General features: G+C 60.9%; 18 protein-coding genes. 7 read left to right on the top strand and 11 right to left on the bottom strand.

From position 1 onward, the window contains the following. Positions 1–3: 3 nt before the first annotated feature. From P9239_RS02605 to P9239_RS02575, 7 genes are all read right to left on the bottom strand, one after another. Entirely contained in the window at positions 4–1,308 is a 1,305-nt protein-coding gene (locus P9239_RS02605; RefSeq protein ID WP_309748944.1) for an MFS transporter, read from the bottom strand. A gap of 90 nt (positions 1,309–1,398) precedes the next feature. Beyond that, on the bottom strand, positions 1,399–2,208 hold the full coding sequence (locus P9239_RS02600; protein WP_309748943.1) for a class II aldolase/adducin family protein: 810 nt from the start codon (positions 2,206–2,208) through the stop codon (positions 1,399–1,401). A 110-nt stretch (positions 2,209–2,318) separates the two neighbouring features. Further along, positions 2,319–2,642 (bottom strand): DUF4148 domain-containing protein, encoded by a 324-nt coding sequence (locus P9239_RS02595; protein ID WP_309748942.1) that lies wholly within the window; start codon positions 2,640–2,642, stop codon positions 2,319–2,321. A gap of 27 nt (positions 2,643–2,669) precedes the next feature. After that, the gene (locus P9239_RS02590; RefSeq protein WP_309748941.1) at positions 2,670–3,260 is read right to left on the bottom strand and encodes a DUF4142 domain-containing protein; all 591 of its coding nucleotides are present in this window, start codon (positions 3,258–3,260) and stop codon (positions 2,670–2,672) included. 131 nt (positions 3,261–3,391) lie between these two features. Then, positions 3,392–4,591: a GGDEF domain-containing protein gene (locus P9239_RS02585; RefSeq protein WP_309748939.1), complete on the bottom strand. Its 1,200-nt coding sequence runs from the start codon at positions 4,589–4,591 to the stop codon at positions 3,392–3,394. A 371-nt stretch (positions 4,592–4,962) separates the two neighbouring features. Next, a complete protein-coding gene (locus P9239_RS02580) occupies positions 4,963–5,982 on the bottom strand; it encodes an alcohol dehydrogenase (RefSeq protein WP_309748938.1) in 1,020 nt (339 codons plus the stop codon). 228 nt (positions 5,983–6,210) lie between these two features. After that, positions 6,211–7,359, bottom strand: a complete 1,149-nt coding sequence (locus P9239_RS02575) for a porin (RefSeq protein ID WP_309748937.1) — start codon at positions 7,357–7,359, stop codon at positions 6,211–6,213. A gap of 399 nt (positions 7,360–7,758) precedes the next feature. On the opposite strand from P9239_RS02575, the gene P9239_RS02570 reads away from it, so the two are divergent. From P9239_RS02570 to P9239_RS02555, 4 genes are all read left to right on the top strand, one after another. Next, positions 7,759–8,847 (top strand): HlyD family secretion protein, encoded by a 1,089-nt coding sequence (locus P9239_RS02570; protein ID WP_309748936.1) that lies wholly within the window; start codon positions 7,759–7,761, stop codon positions 8,845–8,847. Between the two features lie 10 nt (positions 8,848–8,857). Beyond that, positions 8,858–10,432: a DHA2 family efflux MFS transporter permease subunit gene (locus P9239_RS02565; protein WP_309748935.1), complete on the top strand. Its 1,575-nt coding sequence runs from the start codon at positions 8,858–8,860 to the stop codon at positions 10,430–10,432. Between the two features lie 7 nt (positions 10,433–10,439). Further along, positions 10,440–11,879, top strand: a complete 1,440-nt coding sequence (locus tag P9239_RS02560; RefSeq protein WP_309748934.1) for an efflux transporter outer membrane subunit — start codon at positions 10,440–10,442, stop codon at positions 11,877–11,879. 196 nt (positions 11,880–12,075) lie between these two features. Beyond that, positions 12,076–13,251 carry a glycosyl hydrolase gene (locus P9239_RS02555; RefSeq protein ID WP_309748933.1) on the top strand — a complete coding sequence of 392 codons (1,176 nt, stop codon included), beginning with the start codon at positions 12,076–12,078 and terminating at the stop codon, positions 13,249–13,251. 23 nt (positions 13,252–13,274) lie between these two features. Here P9239_RS02555 and P9239_RS02550 read toward each other — a convergent pair whose 3' ends face one another. Together P9239_RS02550 and P9239_RS02545 are read right to left on the bottom strand one after the other, a co-directional pair. After that, entirely contained in the window at positions 13,275–13,946 is a 672-nt protein-coding gene (locus P9239_RS02550) for a CPBP family intramembrane glutamic endopeptidase (protein ID WP_309748932.1), read from the bottom strand. Positions 13,947–14,037: 91 nt separating this feature from the next. Further along, positions 14,038–16,743: an ATP-dependent Clp protease ATP-binding subunit gene (locus P9239_RS02545; RefSeq protein WP_309748931.1), complete on the bottom strand. Its 2,706-nt coding sequence runs from the start codon at positions 16,741–16,743 to the stop codon at positions 14,038–14,040. A 147-nt stretch (positions 16,744–16,890) separates the two neighbouring features. Between P9239_RS02545 and P9239_RS02540 the strand changes: the two genes are divergently transcribed. Then, positions 16,891–17,193 carry a DUF4148 domain-containing protein gene (locus P9239_RS02540; protein WP_404980159.1) on the top strand — a complete coding sequence of 101 codons (303 nt, stop codon included), beginning with the start codon at positions 16,891–16,893 and terminating at the stop codon, positions 17,191–17,193. Between the two features lie 75 nt (positions 17,194–17,268). On the opposite strand, the gene P9239_RS02535 is transcribed toward P9239_RS02540, so the two are convergent. Beyond that, complete coding sequence (locus tag P9239_RS02535) at positions 17,269–17,433, bottom strand: hypothetical protein (protein ID WP_309748929.1); 165 nt, start codon at positions 17,431–17,433, stop codon at positions 17,269–17,271. A 185-nt stretch (positions 17,434–17,618) separates the two neighbouring features. Here P9239_RS02535 and P9239_RS02530 point away from each other — a divergent pair, with 185 nt between their 5' ends. Further along, a complete protein-coding gene (locus P9239_RS02530) occupies positions 17,619–17,813 on the top strand; it encodes a hypothetical protein (RefSeq protein ID WP_309748928.1) in 195 nt (64 codons plus the stop codon). Between the two features lie 67 nt (positions 17,814–17,880). Here P9239_RS02530 and P9239_RS02525 read toward each other — a convergent pair whose 3' ends face one another. Beyond that, positions 17,881–19,008, bottom strand: coding sequence for an aminotransferase class V-fold PLP-dependent enzyme (locus P9239_RS02525; protein ID WP_309748927.1), 1,128 nt, complete (start codon positions 19,006–19,008; stop codon positions 17,881–17,883). 433 nt (positions 19,009–19,441) lie between these two features. On the opposite strand from P9239_RS02525, the gene P9239_RS02520 reads away from it, so the two are divergent. Continuing rightward, entirely contained in the window at positions 19,442–20,296 is an 855-nt protein-coding gene (locus P9239_RS02520) for an oxidoreductase (protein ID WP_309748926.1), read from the top strand. The last annotated feature ends 7 nt before the right edge of the window (positions 20,297–20,303 follow it).

Genomic DNA, 20,303 nt, shown 5'->3' with positions numbered 1-20,303 from the left:
GTGTCACTTGTCGTCGAGCGTCTTGGGCAGTCGCATGGTCATGGCAGCACCGAGCACGAGAAACGCCGAAATCACGTACATGCCGACTTCCGAGTTCCCGACTGTTACGTTGAGCATGCCGACGAGATACGGCGACACGAACCCGGCGATATTGCCGACCGAGTTGATGAACGCGAGCGCCGCGGCCACCGATGCGCCGACGAACAGGCTCGTGGGCAATGCCCAGAAGAGCGCGACACACGAATACACGCCCGCCGCCGCGATAGAAAGACATACCGTCGTCATGACGGGCCCCGCCGAAAGCCACATGCTCGTCGCGAGACCCACTGCGCCGATCAGCATGAATAGCGCGAAGTGTGCACGACGTCCGCCGGTGCGATCGGCGCTGCGGTTAGACAGGTACAGCGCAATGGCCGCAGCGATATTCGGTATCGCCGAATAAAGACCGATGGTGAGCGGATCGACTACACCGCTGCGTTTGATGAGCGACGGCATCCAGAAGCCGAGCGCATAAAGGCCCATAATGAGGCAAAAGAAGATGGCGCAGAACTGCCATAGCTTCCGATTGGCGAGGAACGCGCCTGCACTCGAATGATCGATCTTGCCCGCGTTTTCCGCGCGAATTTCAGCGAGCACGTGGGTGCGCTCGTCCTCGGAGATCCAGCGCGAACGTGCAGGGTCATCGTCGAGAAAGGCCAACACCACGAACGCGAGCACGACGGCGGGAATCGCTTCGATGAGAAAGAGCCATTGCCACGCGGCGAGATGCTCATTGCTGGAAAACGCATGGAGAATGTAACCCGAGATCGGCCCGCCGACGACGAACGCGAGCGGCGCACCCATCACGTAGATCGACATGGCCCGGCCGCGATACCGTGCCGGAAACCAGAGCGTGAGCAGATACATGATCGCCGGCGCGAAGCCCGCTTCGGCGGCACCGAGCAGAAAGCGCGCGATGTAGAACGTCGTCGGCGTCTTCACGAAGATCATCGCCGCCGAGATCACGCCCCACGTCAGCATGATTCGCGCAATCCATTTACGCGCGCCCACTTTGCGCATGACGAGATTGCTGGGCACTTCGAAGAAGAAATATCCCGCGAAGAAGATGCCTGAGCCAAGGCCGTAGATTGCGTCGTCGAAATGCAGTGCGTCGAGCATCTGCAGTTTCGCGAAACCGACATTCACGCGATCCAGATACGCGACCAGATAGCAGAGCAACAAGAGTGGCAACAGCCGCCAGTAAGCCCGGTAGTAGGTGCGGCTCGTGTCGGCCTGAGGGACGGCTTCTTCTCCATATAGCGCTTCCATGCATGTCTCCGGTATAGTTTTTTGCGCGCTGCGCGGCATTCGCAGTCGGATGCTTGCGCATGCCGCGTCCTGCATAGAACCATCGATGCGTCAGTCGAGATAATCAGGCTCTTCTTCCGCAATCTCGTAGAGCATGGTCTGGAAGTGCAGCCAGCTAATGAACGAATTGCCGAGGTGCTCGTGTGAATACTCGGCGAACTTCGGGTCGATCGGGATCGGGCGTGATTCGGTGGCGTCCATCAACAACTGCATCTTGCAGCAATGGTCGAGGGCGATAAAAGTCCAAACGGCGTCGTCGATGCTATGCCGGCTCGCGGTCAGCAGACCATGGTTCTGATGAATGATTGCCTTGTTATCAGCAAAGGCGCGCGCAATCGGATTGCCCGACTCGTTCGCCACCGGCACCTTGCCCGCGCCGTCGCGCACAACGGTATGGCTGCCGTAGAACATGCACGCATCTTGCGTCACGTAGTCGAGCGGCTTGCCCATTGCGGCCCACGCGTCGCCGTTCACCGTGTGGGCATGGCATGAGCCGATGATGTCGGGATTCTCAGCATGAATCGCGGAATGCAGCACGTAGCCAGCCCGATTCACCGCATATTTGCCTTCGATAACCGTACCCGAATGATCGACCAGCACGAGCTGCGAAGTCTTTGTGCGTGACCACGGCACACACATCGGGTTGGTCCAGAAGAGCTCGGGATGCTCGGGATCGCGCACCGTCAAATGCCCGCCAAAACCAAAGCTGAACCCGTGGCGGGCAAAAATCCGGCACGCTGCGGCAAGATGTTCCTTGCGATACCGCCGCTCCTCGGCGGAACTGGAAAACACCGGCTCCTGCGGGAAGATCAGGCCATCCTGCGTCGGGCTATATATCGACTCCTTGGCGTCCATTAACATCGAAGCGTCTCCTCGTTGAAGTTCGAGGAGCCAGTATAGAAGCGGAATCCTGGCGGATTCAGAGGCGGTCAGGAATAGGTTCTATGCATTCACAATGCACGCCGCGCTCGCTATTTCGAATGTTTTTCGGCGTGCGTTGGGGCGTCCGGTGCCGTGCAGCCCGCGTCTTGCAAACGTTCGCGCGCGGCATCGACGTCGTTGGGGTAGGTAATCTCGTCGGCGACCGGGTTGTAGCCCGCACATCGATACCGGGCGAGGTCCTCGCGAACTTGCTCGCGCTTTGATTTCGCGGAATGAGCCGCATTGGACGGTGAGTCGGCGTGCACTTCGGGAGCCAAGACAAGAGCCAACGCCAAGCTACAGACCGCCGCGACACCCGCAGTCATGCGCCTGCGAATGCCATGGTTCTCGCGCAGAGTCTCGACTTGTGCCATTTCGGGTCTCCCACGATGGTGCGCCATTTACTGCACGGACGATTTCGGCAAATCTTGCAAGAGGTGGGAAGCGTGTTGCAAATGATCGTTTCCGATCGGCACGCCACGTGCCGCGAATTGTTTGACTTGAGCGTCTTCGCCGTGCTGTGCCTCGCTCGCGTATAACGCGTTGCCCATCTGATGGATATGCACCTGTGCAATCGCATATTCGCGGTCGAAGGCGGGGCCGGTCATCTTCTTGAGTTCGTCGTAAAGCGTGCGGTTCGCGGGATCCATCGCCTCTAACAAATGCACTTGCTTCGCATCTGCGATCTGCGACAGTTCGCCATTGATGCGCGTGTGCTCGCTCACCATTTTCTGCCCGAACGCACGCACCTCAGGGGACGCTCCCTGCTCGGACGCGAGCTTGCCCAGATCGATCTCGGCCTTACCGACGCTCGCCGCTGTAAGCATGAATTGCTGGTCGGTCGGACTGACTTGCGCATTCGACTGCATCAGACGACAGCCTGAAGCGCAAAATGCGGATGCACAAAGGAGGGCGGCGAGAACGCGGCCCGCCTTCCCGTGAGAACCTCCCCCATAACCCAGTCGTGCTGACGCTTTCGGAACCTCACACATCGCGTCCTCCCATTCAGATCGGCGGTGGTGACAGTAAGCGCAGCAAAGCGCGGTCCACGCAACTTACGTCCGTCACAGCACCCCAAGGATGCCGATTGACTGCGCAAGAGAACGCATCCCGCCGGGCCCAGCTAGATTTTCATCGCTTTCTCGACCATGGGCGAGACGGTGACATCGACAACTTCCAACGCGACTTCCACTCGGTTCCGCCCATTGTCTTTTGCGCGGTACAGCGCCCCGTCGGCTTGCTTCAACAACTGCTCGATGCTTGCGTCAGCAGCGCCAAGACACGCCACGCCGATGCTACACGTGTACGAAGGGAGGGACGAACTGCCCATGCTTGCGATGCGTGCCTGCAGTGCACGTGCGAGACGCACGGGTTCGTCGACGGTGTCGCAAGTAAACAGCACAGCGAACTCCTCTCCGCCCCAACGCGCTAGTTCTGCTTCCGGCGGAAGCGCGAGTACTGCGCGTCGCGCGAAATCGACCAGGACGTCGTCTCCCATCGAATGACCGTACGTGTCGTTGATTCTCTTGAAGTGGTCCAGGTCGATGAGTAACAACGAGAGATATCGTCTGGACTTGCGAGGCGTTTCCCGCGCCATCGTGTGCGCACTCAAAAGGGCGCGGCGATTGAGGAGGCCTGTCAGCGGGTCGATCCGTGAAAGTTGTTCGAGATGAAACCGGAGCCGGTTCACGGCTGTGAGCATGAATCCCACCGTGATGCTGAGCGACATGAATGCGCCACTGCTCAGGTAAATCATCTGCATCCGATCGTGCGCGTACAAGCCTTCGTTCGTTGCCACGGGTTGCAGCAAAGTGATGACCCTGGCCGATGCGATGAGTGTTTCGAAGGCAAAGAGGCTGCCGACAACTCTCGCGCCACTATCAGCGTCACCGTATCGGAGCAACTCGTAAGCAAGCAGCGCGAAAAGCAGTAAGAGAATGACGTTCGTGCATAGTGAGCGCCCGTGAGGGTTTAGATCGGCCCACGTCATCCAGCTGAGACTAACGGCATCCACGAGAGCCAACGCTGCGATGAGGCGGACGCACGGCACGCGACCGAGATAGCGTTGGGTGCCGATCAGCCAGAGTCCTATGCTGCCGACAATACATACATTACCGACAACGACGGAAAGCCAGTCCGGAATGGCGTCCCGCAGCGCCATGACGAAGGCCGCAGCGGAAAAGAGCAGTGAGCCCTGCGCCCATTGCGCTACACCCAAAATAGTTCTCGGGAATGTCCTCCCAATGGAGAACATCACCAAAGCCATCAGTCCAGGCATCACGGATGCCATGAGAAGGACGGTACGCAAGTCGAACGTGGGCATGATGGGCTTGTCGGTGCGCGCTGTACGGAATTCTTAAGCGTTGTGTTGTCGCTTGCAGGCGCAGACAAGCGGGAGGAGATTGCTGCCTTCGACGGCAACTGCTGGCCGACCTAGCGGAGTCGGTTCACTTGCTCGATCAACGTCAAATATCGGCGTTCCGACGCTAAACTTTAGGGCAGTGTGGGGGGGCGTCGACGACAACCGGTCGGCATTGAGAATGATTCGAATTTCAACGCCTGTCGGCGTGCTTCAGCGAGCGCGGTTGTTCTGAGAAGCGCGTAGGTTGGTCCGCGGGAGATGAGCCGCGGCATTGGTCGCGTAGTCGCACTGCGAATGCGGCCGCGCTTCAAGCGACGGCCGCGCGCCCCAATTCATTTGCCTGGAGTAAGCACGACACGAAAGCGGGCCTTTCCACTCATCATCCGCTCATACGCTTGCGGCGCTTCCGATAGCGGATATTCTTCGATCATCGGCTTGACGCCCGCCAGCGCGCTGAATGCTAAGGTATCCTGCGAATCTGCGGCGGTTCCGGAGGGCCAGCCCTGAACGGAGTGCCGGCCCATGATGAATTGCGCGATGGGCACTTCCACCGGCTCCTGAGAGATCCCGACCATGATCAGCTTGCCATTGAGGCCCAAACCGCCGATGGTCGCGCTCATTGCCTTGCCGCTCGTCGCGGTGGCGAGAATGACGCGCGCACCGCCAAGCGCTTGCAGGGCTTCCGCGACGTTCTGCGCTTCGCTGTCGATGTAATGGTGCGCGCCGAGCTGCTTCGCCAGTGGCGCCTTGTCCTGTCCGCGCGCGATCGCTACCGTCACGAAGCCCATCTTCCGCGCATACTGCACGCCCAGATGACCCAGCCCGCCTATGCCGAGTATCGCGACGACTTCGCCTGCTCGCGCGCCGCTGTTGCGCAGCGCATTGAATGTCGTGATGCCCGCGCACAAGAGCGGAGCGGCGTCGATATCGGAGAGATCGTCGGGCATCCGCGCAAGGGCTTCTTGAGGCGCGACCATATATTCCGCATATCCGCCGTCATAGCTGATGCCCGGAACGAGTCCGCGCTGGCAGAGTACGAAGTCGCCATGACGGCAGTGATCGCAATGGCCGCAATGCCCGCCGTGCCAACCCACGCCGACGCGTTGCCCCTTCTCCCATCCTTCCACGCCCGCGCCGATCTTCTCGATCACGCCGGCGATCTCATGACCCGGCACACGCGGGAACTGCAGGCCGGGCCATTGTCCTTCGACGGTCAGCGAATCACTGTGACAGATTCCGCAAGCATGGACCTTGATGAGCACATGGCCGTCGGACGGCTCGGGCACGTCGCGTTCGACGACTTCTAGAGGACCGTTCGCTTTCGACACCTGAACTGCCTGCATGGTTGGCATTGCTCGCTCCTGTTCATGGGATCAGTGCAGCGTGGCGCGCGCTGCACACCAATGACACGGCCAGCCCGAACGGTGCTGACTGCATCGTTGAGAAAATGTCGCAATGGCGATTGTGACAGCAGTTGAGGGGATGCGCAGGCTTGCTGCGATCGATATCGCGCAGTGGCTACCGCGCTATGAACATGTGAATCGCTTTGCACGACACCCGACTCGGTCGCACGCTCAGGCTCAAAACCGCGTGCGAATGCCGACTGTACCGACCACCTGATTCGCCGTCGACGAAGCGCCGCCCGACGTGTTGATGAACGCGACATACTGCGCGCCGATCGCATGTTGATACATCGCTTCGGCATAGACGTCCGTGCGCTTCGAGAACGCGTAGATTGCCTGGAAGTCGACCTGATTGAACTTCGGGTCCGCACCGAAGGTTCGGCTGTTGGCTGCGTGACCATCGGTATAGGTATCGGCAATGGCGAGGCTGATCGCGGGCGTTAGCCTGTATTTGGCGTTGAGTTCATAGTTGTTGAAGCTCATCGCGCCATTGACCGAATTGAACGAGGTCGTGCCCTGATACACGCTGCGGGTAAAGACGAAGCCCACGAGTGCAGGTCCAAAAGCATAGTTGGCGCCCGCGCCCAACACCCATTGGCGCGATGCGCCGAGCACGAACCCACCGGTTCCGTCCGCCATGGATTCGCCGACATCGATAGCACCCGTCGTATTCGTCGTGTTCGAACCGTTGATTTGCAAATAGCCGACAGCGAGATTGAACGGGCCATAGTTATAGCTGCCGCCCGCGCTGTACGCCCGGTTCAGCGCGAAATCCGTATTGTTCGAGAACGCGTATAAGGCGCCGAGTTTGAAGCCTGCATACGTGCCACTCATATACTTAACCGCGTTGTTCATGCGCACCGAGTGATTCAGGTTGTCGTTGTCGAACGGATGCGCGAATCCCGTATCGCCGAACGTACCGGCCGTGGCCGAGAGTGGCGCGACGAAATCGACGAGCGAATCGTATTGACGCCCGAGCGTCACCGCGCCGTAGTCGCTCGATGCAAGGCCGACATACGCTTGTCGCCCGAACTCCCGTCCGTTCTGCCCGAGCCGCCCGGTCTGCACGTTGAAACCGTTCTCGAGCACGAAGATCGCCTTCAGTCCGCCACCGAGGTCTTCACTTGCGCGCAGGCCCCAACGGCTGCCGTTGATATTTCCGCTCGTTGCCTGCCACAGCGAGCCGGATCGGCCGCCCTTCGAGACGTTGTTCGTGTACATGAGGCCGGCATCGATGAGGCCGTATAGCGTGACTGAACTCTGCGCCTGAGCGCCGGTGCACAAGCCGAGTGCGCACAGAAGTAAGGGAATGCGTGATTTCTTCATACCGAACCTCGAGGCGATTGAATGCGTGAGGTATCGAGATTAGCGTTGAACGCCGTTGGTAAGAGAGACGACAGCCAATTTCACGGCTGAGTGTTGTGATCCACGCGACGAAGCGGGCGGTGTCGCGATTTCGCCTTGATTTATGGCTAGATCTGGACGACTTCCGTGCTGCTATCCGGCGAGCCATGGTTCACGCGATGCCCGATGTCGCGATATGCAAAGCCAGCGACAGCCAAACGGTAACGCGCTTGGTTAGCGATTATTGCCGTAGCGACATTTGTCTCGTGCCGCCCGCGCGCCTTGACGCGGTGAGTATGCACAGCTAGTCTCTCGGGTTAACGAGGCAGCAACAGTTGCCTATTACTACCGACATAAGTGCATATGCACTGAAAAGACCATATGACAACGCCCACTTCGAACCTTCCATCGACAGCCGCACCGTCGCTCAATCGGCGCACGCGCCGCATACCCTGGATGTTGCTCGCGCTCGGACTCGTCGCGGTCGTGCTGATCGCGGCGGCGGCATACTGGGCGCTCGTGCTGCGCTTTGTCCAGACAACCGATGATGCCTACGTCGGCGGTGATGTCACCTTGCTCGCGCCGAAGGCCAACGGCTTCGTGACAGACGTTCTCGTGCAGGACAACCAGCGCGTGACGGCTGGGCAAGTGCTAGTGCGCCTCGATTCACGCGATTACGACGCGCGTCTTGCGCAAGCCGATGCGGAAGTATCGAGTGCGCGCGCGGCGGTCGAGGAATTGCGTGCGAAAGATGCGTTGCAGGCGGCCGTGATCAATCAGGCGCAAGCGGAAGTGCGTGCGTCGTCCGCGGAACTCACGCGCAGCGGACAAGATCGTGTGCGATACCGCGAGCTTGTGAAGGACGAAGCGGTGTCGAATCAGCTCGTCGAAAGGGCCGACGCCGACTACAGCAAGGCGCAAGCGTCGAGCGACAAGAGCGCAGCGTCGCTGATTGCAGCAAAGCGTGAGTTGTCCGTAATCGAAGCGCAGATCGCGGACGCGCAAGCCCGCGTCGCCACCGCCGAAGCCGCGCGGCGCGTCGCGGAACTGAACGTCGAGTACACGACGATCCGCTCGCCTGTGGATGGTTATGTCGGCAATCGCACGGCACGCGTCGGCGTGCTGGCGAACGTCGGCACTTCGCTGTTGACGATCGTGCCCGCGACCGGCCTTTGGGTTGATGCGAACTACAAGGAGGACCAGCTCAAGAAGATGCGTCCGGGCGACGAGGCCGATATCGAACTCGATGCATCGAACATAGCGTTTACGGGGCATGTCGAGAGTCTGGCGCCCGCGACAGGTGCGACCTTTAGCGTGCTGCCCGCCGAGAATGCCACCGGAAACTTCACCAAGATCGTTCAACGCGTGCCGGTACGTATCAGGCTCGACGTGCCGCAGGGCGCGGAATCGGTGCTGCGTCCAGGCCTGTCCGCGACAGTGAAAGTGCATCTGCGCAAGAACAACGGTTGAGGCGCACATCATGAATCGCAACGTGCTCGCCAATCCCGCCGATGCCCCTGTCAAAGAGCGCGTGTTCGCCTTCGCGCTCATGTGCCTCGGTTTCTTCATGGCGACGCTGGATATTCAAATCGTCGCGTCGTCGCTCAAGGACATCGGCGGCGGGTTGTCCGCGAGTCAGGACGAACTGTCATGGGTGCAGACGTCGTATCTGATTGCGGAGATCCTCGTCATTCCCATGTCCGGCTGGCTCTCGAAAGTCTTCTCGACGCGCTGGCTCTTCGCCGCCTCCGCAATCGGCTTCACCGTCACGAGCATGCTGTGCGGCCTCGCATGGGACATCAATTCGATGATCCTCTTTCGCGGAATGCAAGGTGCGCTCGGTGCAGCGATGATTCCGACCGTCTTCACAACGGCTTTCGTGCTCTTTCCGGGCAAGCAGCGGCTCATCGCTTCGACGACCATCGGCGCGCTGGCGTCGCTCGCACCGGCTATCGGGCCCGTCATCGGCGGATGGATCACCGATCAATGGTCGTGGCACTGGCTGTTCTATCTGAACCTCATACCGGGCCTCGTCGTCGCCGTGCTCGTGCCGAAGTACGTTCATATCGATAAACCCGATCTGTCGTTGCTGAGAAAAGGCGACTACTTAGGCATCGTGTTGATGTCGGGATTCCTCGGCTGTCTGGAATACGTGCTGGAAGAAGGGCCGCGCAAGAACTGGTTCGGTGACGACGTGATCGTGGCATGCGCGTGGATTTCGGCCATCTGCGGTTTCCTCTTCATCGTGCATGCGTTGACTGCGAAGGAAGCCATCGTCGATTTACGCGCGTTGGCGGTACGAAACTTCGGCATCGGCAGTCTGCTTTCGTTCGTGACCGGCATCGGCATCTTTACGTCGGTGTTCCTGACGCCGGTGTTTCTCGGCCGGGTGCGCGGCTTCGATTCACTGCAAATCGGCATAGCGTTGCTGTCCGTCGGATGTTTTCAGCTTGCGTCGATAGGCGTATATGGCTTTGCGTCGCGCTTCATCGATATGCGCCTGCTGCTTGTGTTCGGCCTCGTTTGCTTCGGCCTTGGCTGCTATTTTTATACGCCACTGACGAATGAGTGGGGCTGGCAGCAATTCCTGTTGCCACAGGCGTTGCGAGGCATCGGTCAGCAATTTGCCGTGCCGCCCATCGTGACGATGGCGCTCGGTTCGTTGCCGCCAGCGCGTCTAAAGTCGGCAAGCGGTTTGTTCAATCTCATGCGGAATCTCGGTGGCGCAATCGGTATTGCGGTCAGCGCGACCATGCTCAACGACCGGCTCAATCTGCATTACCTGCGGCTTTCGGAAAGCGTGACGATCGGAAGGCCCGCCATTGAAGACATGCTTGCGCGCAGTTCCGCGCATCTCGCGGCTGTTGCTGGCAATGCCCTCGACGCGACGCAGGCGGGACTCGCATCCCTTCACGCCACTGTATTGCGGCAGGCGCTCGTCCTGACCTTTGCCGATTGCTTCTACGTACTGGCGCTCTGCTTCGTAGTGGGCATCGTCAGCGTGTTGTTCGCGAAACCCATCGGCAGCGCACCGCCCTCGCCGGAAGCACATTGAGGTGATCATGAGAGCTATATATTTCGGCATACTGAGTACACTAGCGCTCGCCGCCTGCGCTGTGCAACCCGCGACGCACGCTGACTTGCCCGACACCGTGCTTGCCACGGCGCCCGCAAACTGGAGCGTGGACGTGCCGAAGGCCGACGCCGATCCTGTCGCGTGGTGGGATCAGTTCAACGATACGACGATGCGCGAACTCGTCGCATCCGTGCTCGACAGCAATCTCGATGTGCAAGCCGCGGTCGAACGCGTGAAACAGGCACAGGCGTTGACGACGCAGCGCCGCGCGGCGCTGTTGCCTGAACTCGATGCGAACGCGGGCGCATCCGATGCGCGTCAGAACACGCCGCCGCCGCTGGGATACGTGCGTCAGGCGGGCTTCGGTCTCGCATTGAGCTGGACGCCCGATGTATTCGGCGGCGAACGCCTCGAACTGCTAGCGTCACAGGCGCAACTCGTCGGGCGCGAGCACGCTGCCGATCAGGTCCGCCTCGCGCTCGCGGCGGACACGGCATCTGCTTATGTGGATTTGCGCTGGGCGCAGGCGGAACTCAAGATCGTGCAGGATAACCTGACCATCCGCGAGCGCGCGCTGAAGCTCACGCAGCGGCGCCTGCAATACGGGCTTTCGACGCAGCTCGATGTCGCGCGAGCAAAGAATCAGTTGAGCGATCTTCAGGCGCGCATTCCGCGCACGAATGCGACCATTCAACATCAGTTGAGCTTGATCGCGGTTTATTCGGGCCGCACGCCGGAGTCCGTTGACAAGCTGATGCTCGCCGACGCAGGCGCCTCGCCCGTGATCCCCATTCCGGCCGATGGCGCCCCGCAGACCTTGCCTTCGGATGCGCTGTTGCGTCGGCCGGATGTGCTCGTCGCTTACGCGCAGGTTCAACAGCGCGCGGCGGAAGTGGGCGTCGCGCGTGCGGAGCGGTATCCGAAGTTCTCGTTGCGGCTGACTGACGGATTGCTCGCATCGTCGTATCTCGGCTTGCCGACGCTGACGGACAATCTGTTTTCCGCCGCGCTGAACGCGACGAGCCCCATCTTTAACGCGGGCCGCATCACGGCGGACATAGAGCAAAACGAAAGCCGGATGCGCGAGTCGGAATTGAACCTGCGACAGACCATGCTTCACGCGTTGAAGGATGTCGAGGACACGCGTAGCGACCTCGTGAGCACGACCGATCAGACAGCCCGCCTCACCGATGCGCTTGCCGCCTCGAACAAATCGCTCACGCTGTCGACGCAGCTTTACAAGGGCGGCGCGGCCAGCTTTCTCGACGTGCTCGATGCACAGGAAGCGTATCTGCGTGATGCGGACGCGCTCAATCAGTCGCGCCGCGAGCATGCGCTTGCTGCGGTGGCCATGTATCGCTCGCTCGGCGGCGGCTGGAGCGTGACGACCGACGATGGGCCAGTTCGAACGGCGATGCGTCGGTAAAAGCGTCATACGTCATCGCATTTTCATGGGGAGAATCGGGCAAGGCGTCTAAAGGAGGCATCAGGCATCGCCGTAAACGCGAGCATCAACGCCATCTTCTACGGCCATGCGAGCTCACGACGACGCTTCATCCTCTGCACCTGCCCACGTTTCGAACGATTCGGTTCGGACCCTCAAACGCCGCTCCTTTCTCGCGATGATGCTCGCTTCGGCCGGCGGCGCCGTGCTTGCGGGCTGCGGCGGAGGAGGCGGCGCCGGCGAACCGCAGGCTACCGGCACCGCCAGTGCAGCGACGAATACGACCACGACCACGACCACGCCGACTTCCGCGTCGACGTCGACGGGCACCGCGCCGGGCGTGAATGCGAACAACGCGAGCGCAACGAACCCGGTCACGAACTCGACCAGCAATACGGTCACGCAAGCGGTTGCGTCTGCATCGAGCGGCCTGTTCTACGGCATCAACGGCCATATGGCGTATGGCAGCGGCATCTACCAGACCATGTCGCCCGCCGCGCAGCTTGCCATCCTGCAAGACCTGGGCGTGACGAATTATCGTTGCGACATCGCGGGCGGCGGCATGGCGACCACGCTCGCCAACGCATTGCAGGGACCGTTCGCGAATAGCGGAGTGTCGATACTGCCGGTGTTGAACCCGCTCTCCGCGCAGTGGGACCCGCACAGCAGCGAAGCAGCGGCGTACTCGCTCGGTTACGACATGGCGGTGCGTTGCACACGTCCGCTCAAGGGCCTCGTCAAATATATCGAGTGCGGCAACGAACTGGATGTGCCGTTGAAGATTGGCGGCGATGGCAGTTCCACCGCAGATTGGGATCCGGCCTGCTGGCCGTCGTTGCGCGGCGTGCTGCGCGGCATGATCGACGGCGTGCGCTCGGTGGACCCGTCTATTCAGTGTGGTGTAAACGTCGGTATTCCGATGGCCTACCGCGCGCTGCAAATGCTCTGGAACGGCATCTCGCCCGATGGCACGGCGCAAGGCGTGAGCGGCGCGGCTTCGCTGCGCTGGGACATCACGACCTACCACTGGTACGAAAGCTCAGGCGATATTCGTTGCGGCGGCCGATACAACGCGTGCGTCGATGTGCTGCAAGTGCTGAAGGACTCTTTCAACGTGCCGATCTGGCTGACGGAATGGGGCTGGAACGGTGCGAACGACACACCGCAACAAGCGGCGGCCTACACCGGGCGCGCGCTGGCCGAGTATTACGCGGTCAAGGACCGGTACAACATTCAGTCCATCATGATGTACGCGGTGATCGATTCGGACTACGGTCTCATTCAGGCCGACGGCGTGACGAAGAACCCGGCATACGCCGTGTTCAAGAATTTCGTCGCGGCGAATCCGGCGTGACGGCGAGCTAATCGGAGTACTAACTACTGAGACCATGCAGCGCCGGAGTAAAAGTACTGGCCCAGTCCAACTGTGAAAACGAGACAGCCATATAAGGCGTGCTCGAAGCACGACAGCGCAAGGGAGCGGTGATGCCGATAGGTGGCGGCGAACAATGCGCCGCCGACTGCCGTCATGGCGGGCGCGAGCCAGTTCAGAAAGATGACATGCGCATAACCGAAAGCCAATGCGGAAGCCGCGATGTAGCCTCGTTTGTCACCGAGAATCGCCCGGTAGCGGTGCAGGAGGAAGCTCCGGAAAATTAGCTCCTGAGGCCATACGGACAAGATGGGGTAGAGCAGTAACACGAGAACCCACGTGACCGGATGCTGCCGCGGCAATGACATAAATTCATGCGGCATGAAGTACCGAACGGCCAGGGCTATGAGCGATGCGAGGATCGCGAAGCGCACCACGACGGCCGGTGCGCCTGCGCGCAAACCGCGCCAATCCCAGTCGTTGGCATATAGCGACGGACGGCGTTGCCGTTCGAAGTAGTGAATCAACACTGGCGCGAGCCAGATCACGGCGAGCAGTATCGCGGTCTGTCGCGTCGCGAGAATGAAGAGCGGTACACCGGCATAGAGCACGCCGAACTCAACCCATAGGGCGAGGTGGCGCGCGGGATGTTGTGTCTCGCTGTGCTGTCGATGCATGGTCAGCAGCGGCCAGTACTTGCTTCTCGATCGTCCACATCGAGCACGGCTCGCTCAGCGACGACCGCCGCGCGAGCCCACATGAACGCACTCACGGCGTGGGCGGCGTGCCGAGATCTCCGGCGGACTTACGTTCGGCATCGAAGACGATGCGCCGTGCCTCCCGGTCATACAGACACCGGACGCGCGCGCCCTCGACGATATCGCCCTTCAGCATCTCTTTCGCCAACTCATTCTCGATCAACTGGCGAATCTGCCGGCGTAGTTCCCGCGCGCCGAATTCCGGCCGGTATCCGGCTTCGCCAAGATGCTCGACAACCGATTCATCGAACTCCAGCGCGATGTCCTGACTGTGCGCCATGCGTTTGACGTGCTCCAGTTGAAGCTGCACGATCTGCCGGATTTCCTCGCGCCCGAGCGACTTGAAGAGAATGATGTCGTCGATGCGGTTCAGGAACTCCGGCCGGAAATGCTGGCGAAGCACGTTCATCACGCCGCTTCTTACCGAGTCATCCGCGTCGCTGTCCGTGCTCGTGAAGCCGAGCGTCGCGCGCCTTTGTCCTGCGATCACGTCGGAGGCGAGGTTGCTCGTCGCGATGATCAGTGTGTTGCTGAAGTCCACGACGCGGCCTTTTCCATCCGTGAGGCGCCCATCGTCGAACACCTGCAGCAGTACGTTGTAGACGTCGGCGTGCGCTTTCTCGATCTCGTCGAGCAGAATCACGCTATACGGGCGACGGCGCACGCGTTCCGTCAGTTGGCCGCCTTCTTCATAGCCAACGTAACCGGGCGGAGAACCGATGAGCCGCGAGACCGCGTGACGCTCCATGTACTCGCTCATGTCGACGCGAAGCATGGCGTCTTCGTCGCCGAATACCACTTCGGCAAGCGCCTTCGCGAGCTCGGTTTTGCCGACGCCCGTGGAGCCGAGAAAGAGGAAGACGGCAATCGGCCGGTTGCGACCCTGTAGACCTGTGCGCGCGCGACGCACGGCATCGCTCACCGCGCGCACGGCTTCTTCCTGACCGATCACGCGCTCGTGCAGGCGCGCTTCCATGTTCAGCAATCGCTCGCGCTCGTGTTCGGTTAATTGCGTGACCGGAATGCCCGTGAGCGTCGCGACGATCTCAGCGATCTGCGTCACCGTGACATTCGACGTGTTGGTGCCGATGCGCTTTTTCCAGTCGTCGGTCGCGTCGTTGAGTTCTTTCTGCTTGCCGGCGATCTCGGCATCGAGCGCATGTGCCCGGTCGTACTGCTTGCGAGACGCCGCGTAGTCCTGTTCGCGCCGCAGCTGCGCGAGTTCCGACTCGAATTCGAGAATGGCCGCAGGCCGCGACGTGGCCGACAGATTGACGCGGGCCGCCGCCTGATCGACGAGGTCGATCGCCTTATCCGGCAGAAAGCGCCCGCTGATATAGCGGTCCGACAACTCCGCTGCAGCGACAATGGCGTCGTCCTGAATCGTGACCTTGTGATGCGCTTCGAGCCGGTCGCGCAGGCCGCGAAGAATGTTGATGGTCTGAGCGACGCTCGGCTCGGGAATCAATACAGGTTGAAAGCGCCGTTCGAGCGCAGCATCCTTTTCGATGTGCTTCTGGTACTCGGCAAGCGTCGTCGCGCCGATGAGATTCAGTTCGCCACGCGCCATCGCGGGCTTGAATACGTTCGCGATATCGAGTCCGCCTTCGCCGCCGCCCTGTCCGGCGCCGACGATCGTATGCACTTCGTCCACGAAAAGCAGCAGGGTCTCGCGATTAGCCGTGATCTCGTCGATGACCTGCTTCACGCGCTCTTCGAATTCGCCTCGGTATTTGGCGCCCGCGACCATCGAGTTGACATTGAGTTCGATAAGACGCTTGTCGCGCACCGACTCGGGCACGTCGCCGCCGATCATGCGTTGCGCGAGCCCTTCGACGACGGCTGTCTTGCCGACGCCCGGCTCGCCGATCAGCACCGGGTTGTTCTTGCGCCGCCGCGCGAGCACTTCCACCATCGTTTCGATTTCGCTTGCTCTGCCGATCACGGGATCGAGATGGCCTTCGCGTGCAAGCGCGGTGAGATCGCGGCTGAACTTGTCGAGATTCGGCGTGCGTGAAGGCGGATTCTCCCTGTTCGGCGGGCCGCCCGCGCCGACCGTCTGCGTGGTCAGACGCCGCAGCGCATGTGCATCGACGCTCATCTTGCCGAGCAATTGTCCTGCGAAGCTGTCCGGCACTTCGGACAATCCAATCAGCAGATGTTCAGGCCCGATGTAGCTGTGGCGCAACTGACGCGACGCTACGAACGCACGATCGAGCGCACTCTTCAGGCGCGGCGATACACCGATCGCGCCGCCCGCAGGCGGCGGCACGCCTTCGCGACGCGGCACGTTGGCGTCGATGAACCGGCGCACCTCGGCGGCGTCAATGCCGATATTTTTCAACATCGACTGCACGACCGCATTGTCCGCGAGTTCGTATAAGAGATGCTCGGTGTCGACCTCCGTGCGTCCGAACTGCACGGCGCGCTCGGCGGCGCGCATCAGCAAATCTTTCGCGCCATCGCTCAGATAGCGTTCTATTCCGGCGGCGCCTGCGCTCGCTGCCCGTTCCGGAGAAACGCCATGCGCCGGCGCCTGCTGCGCGGGCGTGCCCCCGGTGAACAGCGCTTCGAACGGAGACAGCGCGCGCTGATGGCGCGTCAATTGTGCATAGTGAAAGTCGCAAACATTGAGAACGTGGCGGCGGCCATCACGCAGGACGGCGAGTTGCACGGTAGCCGGCCGGGCGCCGCATACATCGCACATGTGAGGCATGGTTCGTTTCCCTGTCTCTGAACAAGTGAAGGACGCGCATGGGCGCAAGCTGATGAGCGCGCAACCTTTGTACCCGATTGGGTGAGATATGTCGGCGCTCGCGGTCCGACGATTGCTCGCCGAGACACATCATGTGGGAGCCATCTCATGCATCGTTTTTCCACGGTTTTACTGGGAGTCGCTTGCGGCTTGTCGATCGTTCTCCCAACCAGCGCGAAGGCGCAAACATCGCCTCAACAGGTACCGATGACTCGCGCACGCGCGCAGTGTGAACTGCGTGAACTGGAAACCGTCGGTTATCAACCATGGGAAGAGGACTTCTATTACCCGCGTAATCTGCAGATCGCACAAGCGCGACTCGCGGCAAAGAAGCGCGCGCAGGGACTGGAAGGCGTGGACACGTGCGCGGACGACGGGGATGCATCGCGCGATAATCAGAAGGCGCAATGATCCCGCCTACGTAGAGAGGAAACCTAACGAATAGCCGATGCAATTTGCAGCAGCGCCTCACCTCGAAAGAAGCGATTAGCCTTCCTTCTGCTTGTTGCTGCTGCCGTCGCCTAGCGTGTTCCCACTGCCGCTTCGCTCCGATGCGCCGTCCACTTCCGTTTTCCGACGTTCGTCGCGGGCTTTTTCGCGCTCGGTTTCGCTTGCTTGCTGGCTTTCATTGCCGGAAGTCTGATCGCTCATTTTCGTGCTCCATGGTTTGGCATTGAAAACATGCTCCGCATGCGTTGTGCCCATTGCGGCCGCGATGAGCGCGAATGTGGGCATAGGCATTGCACGTCCGATGGTTGCCTGTGCGGCAGCACGTGGAATAGCGAAACAGGGCGCTTGGCAGGCAGTCGCCCTATATCAACCAAACGGAGTCAGTCATGGCCAGACACGCGAATAGTCCGTCGGGACCCGGCAACCCGAGAGCTGTCGAAACGTCGGACATCACGAAGGAAGAAGGACTCGTCGAACTGTCGAGTGAAGAGGACACCATCGGCGGGACGGAAGGCGCCGGCGTGCAGCGCCGCGAAGGCGGCGACAATCAGGACGGCGCGGCTTCCGTCAAAGGGGAATGACGCGCCGTCCCTAGAGAATGTGGCCGCTGCTTGGAGCGGCCGCGTGCAAGTGCGGCCTTGGCGAGGCCTACAGAATGCGGTCCAACGCGTTTGCCACTCGCGCCACCGCACCCTCGACATCATGCAGCTTGTCGAGGCCAAACAAGCCGATGCGGAAGGTCTTGAAGTCTTCCGGCTCGTCGCATTGCAGCGGAACGCCCGCTGCCACTTGCAGGCCGGCTTCGGCGAATTTCTTACCGGACCGTATGCCGTCATCGTCGGTGTAGCTGACCACGACACCCGGCGCCTCGAAACCTTCGGCGGCCACGCTTTTGAAGCCCTTTTCGGGCAACAGGGAACGAATGCGCTTGCCCAGCTCGAGCTGCTCCGCTTTCACCTTGTCGAAGCCGTATGCCTCGGCTTCCTTCATGGCGTCGCGCAGCGTCGCCAGACTGTCCGTCGGCATCGTGGCGTGATAGGCGAAGCCGTCTTTTTCGTAGGCTTCCATGATTTGCAGCCACTTGCGAAGATCGCAGGAGAAGCTGGTGCTGGTCGTGGCTTCTATTCTTTCGCGGGCGAGCGGACTCAGCATGACGAGCCCGCAACAGGGCGACGCGCTCCATCCTTTCTGCGGTGCGCTGATCAGGATATCGATGCCGCTGGCTTGCATATCCACCGAGACGGTGCCCGAGGCGATGCAGTCCAGCACGAACATGCCGCCGACGGCATGGACCGCGTCCGCCACCGCTCGCAGATAGCTATCTGGCAGCATGATGCCAGCTGCCGTTTCGACATGCGGCGCGAAGACCAGGTCCGGCTTGTGTTGCTGAATGGCGGCGACCACTTCTTCAACGGGCGGCGGTGCGTACGGAGCCTGTCTGCCTTGCTGCACGGGCCGCGCCTTTAGCACGACCGATTCGGACGGGATGCCGCCCATGTCGAAGATTTGCGACCAGCGGAAGCTGAACCAGCCATTGCGAATCACGAGACACTTCTTGCCAGTGGCGAACTGGCGCGCCACGGCTTCCATGCCGAAGGTTCCGCTCCCCGGAACGACGACGACTGATTGCGCGTGATAGACCTTCTTGAGCACGGCGGAAATGTCGCGCATGACGCCCTGAAAGCGCTGCGACATGTGGTTGAGTGATCGGTCAGTGAAAACGACTGAGTATTCGAGGAGTCCCTCGCGGTCGACGTCGGGAAGTAAACCAGGCACGCTTGCCTCCTGCAATGGCAGAAATGAAGGATGGAAACCATTCTAACGAAAGCCGCGCGGTAACGAGGGGACGCGGTGCGTTGCGCGCCGGATCACCGGTATCGACTCACTACGATTGCTGCCGCAATACCGATGCCTCCGAGCGCTCAATCGATAAAGCACTGTTGGTAATAATACGAAGTACTGAATAAGTACTAAAGCCTCGCTTTCCCGAAGTTTGGGCACCATGAATGAAGTTGAACCCGTGCACCCCGCCGGTCAATCAGCCGGCACGATCCCTGCGACGCTTACCAGCATCGCGGGCGTGCATTGCGCGACGACGCTATCGTGCAACGGCCGCTAGAATGAACCGGCGCTGCGTGCGCCTGTCTTCGCTTCTGGTCGCCGTCAGGCGCTCGACCTTACAAAGCTCTTCATACGAAAGGATCCGAACATGATGAACCGGGAAAATCCCGTCTGGCTGATCACCGGCTGCTCAACGGGCTTCGGCCGCGAACTGGCGAACGCCGTGCTCGAACGCGGATGGCGCGCGGTGGTGACGGCGCGCGATCCGTCGAAGGTGCAAGACATCGTCAAGGGACATGAGGATCGCGCGATCGTCTTGCCGCTCGACGTACAGAACCGCGAACAGATCGCGAATGCCGTCGAGCAGTCGATGCAACGCTTCGGCCGCATCGACGCGCTCGTCAATAACGCGGGCTACGGCTATCTCGCGGCAATCGAGGAAGGGGAAAACGATGCCGTGCGCGACATGTTCGAGACGAACGTGTTCGGTCTCATCGACATGACGAAGGCCGTGCTGCCAGTCATGCGGGCGCAGAAGAGCGGGATCGTCATCAATGTCTCGTCGATCGGCGGACTCACCAGCTTCGCCGCGACGGGCTACTACCACGGCACGAAATACGCGGTGGAAGGCATATCGGAATCGCTCGCGACTGAAGTGAAGCCGCTCGGCATTGACGTGCTGATTGTCGAACCGGGCCCGTTCCGAACGAACTGGGCGGGACCGTCGATCAAGGCATCGGCGACCGAAATCGCCGACTATGCCGCGACCGCCGGTGAGCGCCGCAAGCAAACCGCTGCCCGCAGCGGCAATCAGGCGGGCGACCCGGTGCGCGCGGCTCACGCGATCATCAAGGCGGCCACCGCGGACACGCCGCCGCTGCGTCTGCTGCTAGGCAAGCCGGCGCTCGAACTCGCGCGCAAGAAGCTCGACCTGCTCAAGCGCGACTTCGACGCGTGGGAAGACACGACCCTTGGCGCCGACTTTCCGGAAAACGAAGCGTGATACGGCT

It is taken from the genome of Caballeronia sp. LZ062 (assembly GCF_031450785.1).
In the GTDB taxonomy this organism is placed as follows: Bacteria; Pseudomonadota; Gammaproteobacteria; order Burkholderiales; family Burkholderiaceae; genus Caballeronia.
This window is presented reverse-complemented; position numbering and strand designations above follow the sequence as displayed.

Coding starts and splice junctions, on each gene's coding strand:
- P9239_RS02605 (WP_309748944.1), bottom strand. CDS start 1,308: ATGGAAGCGCTATATGGAGAAGAAGCCGTCCCTCAGGCCGACACGAGC.
- P9239_RS02600 (WP_309748943.1), bottom strand. CDS start 2,208: ATGTTAATGGACGCCAAGGAGTCGATATATAGCCCGACGCAGGATGGC.
- P9239_RS02595 (WP_309748942.1), bottom strand. CDS start 2,642: ATGGCACAAGTCGAGACTCTGCGCGAGAACCATGGCATTCGCAGGCGC.
- P9239_RS02590 (WP_309748941.1), bottom strand. CDS start 3,260: ATGTGTGAGGTTCCGAAAGCGTCAGCACGACTGGGTTATGGGGGAGGT.
- P9239_RS02585 (WP_309748939.1), bottom strand. CDS start 4,591: ATGCCCACGTTCGACTTGCGTACCGTCCTTCTCATGGCATCCGTGATG.
- P9239_RS02580 (WP_309748938.1), bottom strand. CDS start 5,982: ATGCCAACCATGCAGGCAGTTCAGGTGTCGAAAGCGAACGGTCCTCTA.
- P9239_RS02575 (WP_309748937.1), bottom strand. CDS start 7,359: ATGAAGAAATCACGCATTCCCTTACTTCTGTGCGCACTCGGCTTGTGC.
- P9239_RS02570 (WP_309748936.1), top strand. CDS start 7,759: ATGACAACGCCCACTTCGAACCTTCCATCGACAGCCGCACCGTCGCTC.
- P9239_RS02565 (WP_309748935.1), top strand. CDS start 8,858: ATGAATCGCAACGTGCTCGCCAATCCCGCCGATGCCCCTGTCAAAGAG.
- P9239_RS02560 (WP_309748934.1), top strand. CDS start 10,440: ATGAGAGCTATATATTTCGGCATACTGAGTACACTAGCGCTCGCCGCC.
- P9239_RS02555 (WP_309748933.1), top strand. CDS start 12,076: ATGATGCTCGCTTCGGCCGGCGGCGCCGTGCTTGCGGGCTGCGGCGGA.
- P9239_RS02550 (WP_309748932.1), bottom strand. CDS start 13,946: ATGCATCGACAGCACAGCGAGACACAACATCCCGCGCGCCACCTCGCC.
- P9239_RS02545 (WP_309748931.1), bottom strand. CDS start 16,743: ATGCCTCACATGTGCGATGTATGCGGCGCCCGGCCGGCTACCGTGCAA.
- P9239_RS02540 (WP_404980159.1), top strand. CDS start 16,891: ATGCATCGTTTTTCCACGGTTTTACTGGGAGTCGCTTGCGGCTTGTCG.
- P9239_RS02535 (WP_309748929.1), bottom strand. CDS start 17,433: ATGAGCGATCAGACTTCCGGCAATGAAAGCCAGCAAGCAAGCGAAACC.
- P9239_RS02530 (WP_309748928.1), top strand. CDS start 17,619: ATGGCCAGACACGCGAATAGTCCGTCGGGACCCGGCAACCCGAGAGCT.
- P9239_RS02520 (WP_309748926.1), top strand. CDS start 19,442: ATGATGAACCGGGAAAATCCCGTCTGGCTGATCACCGGCTGCTCAACG.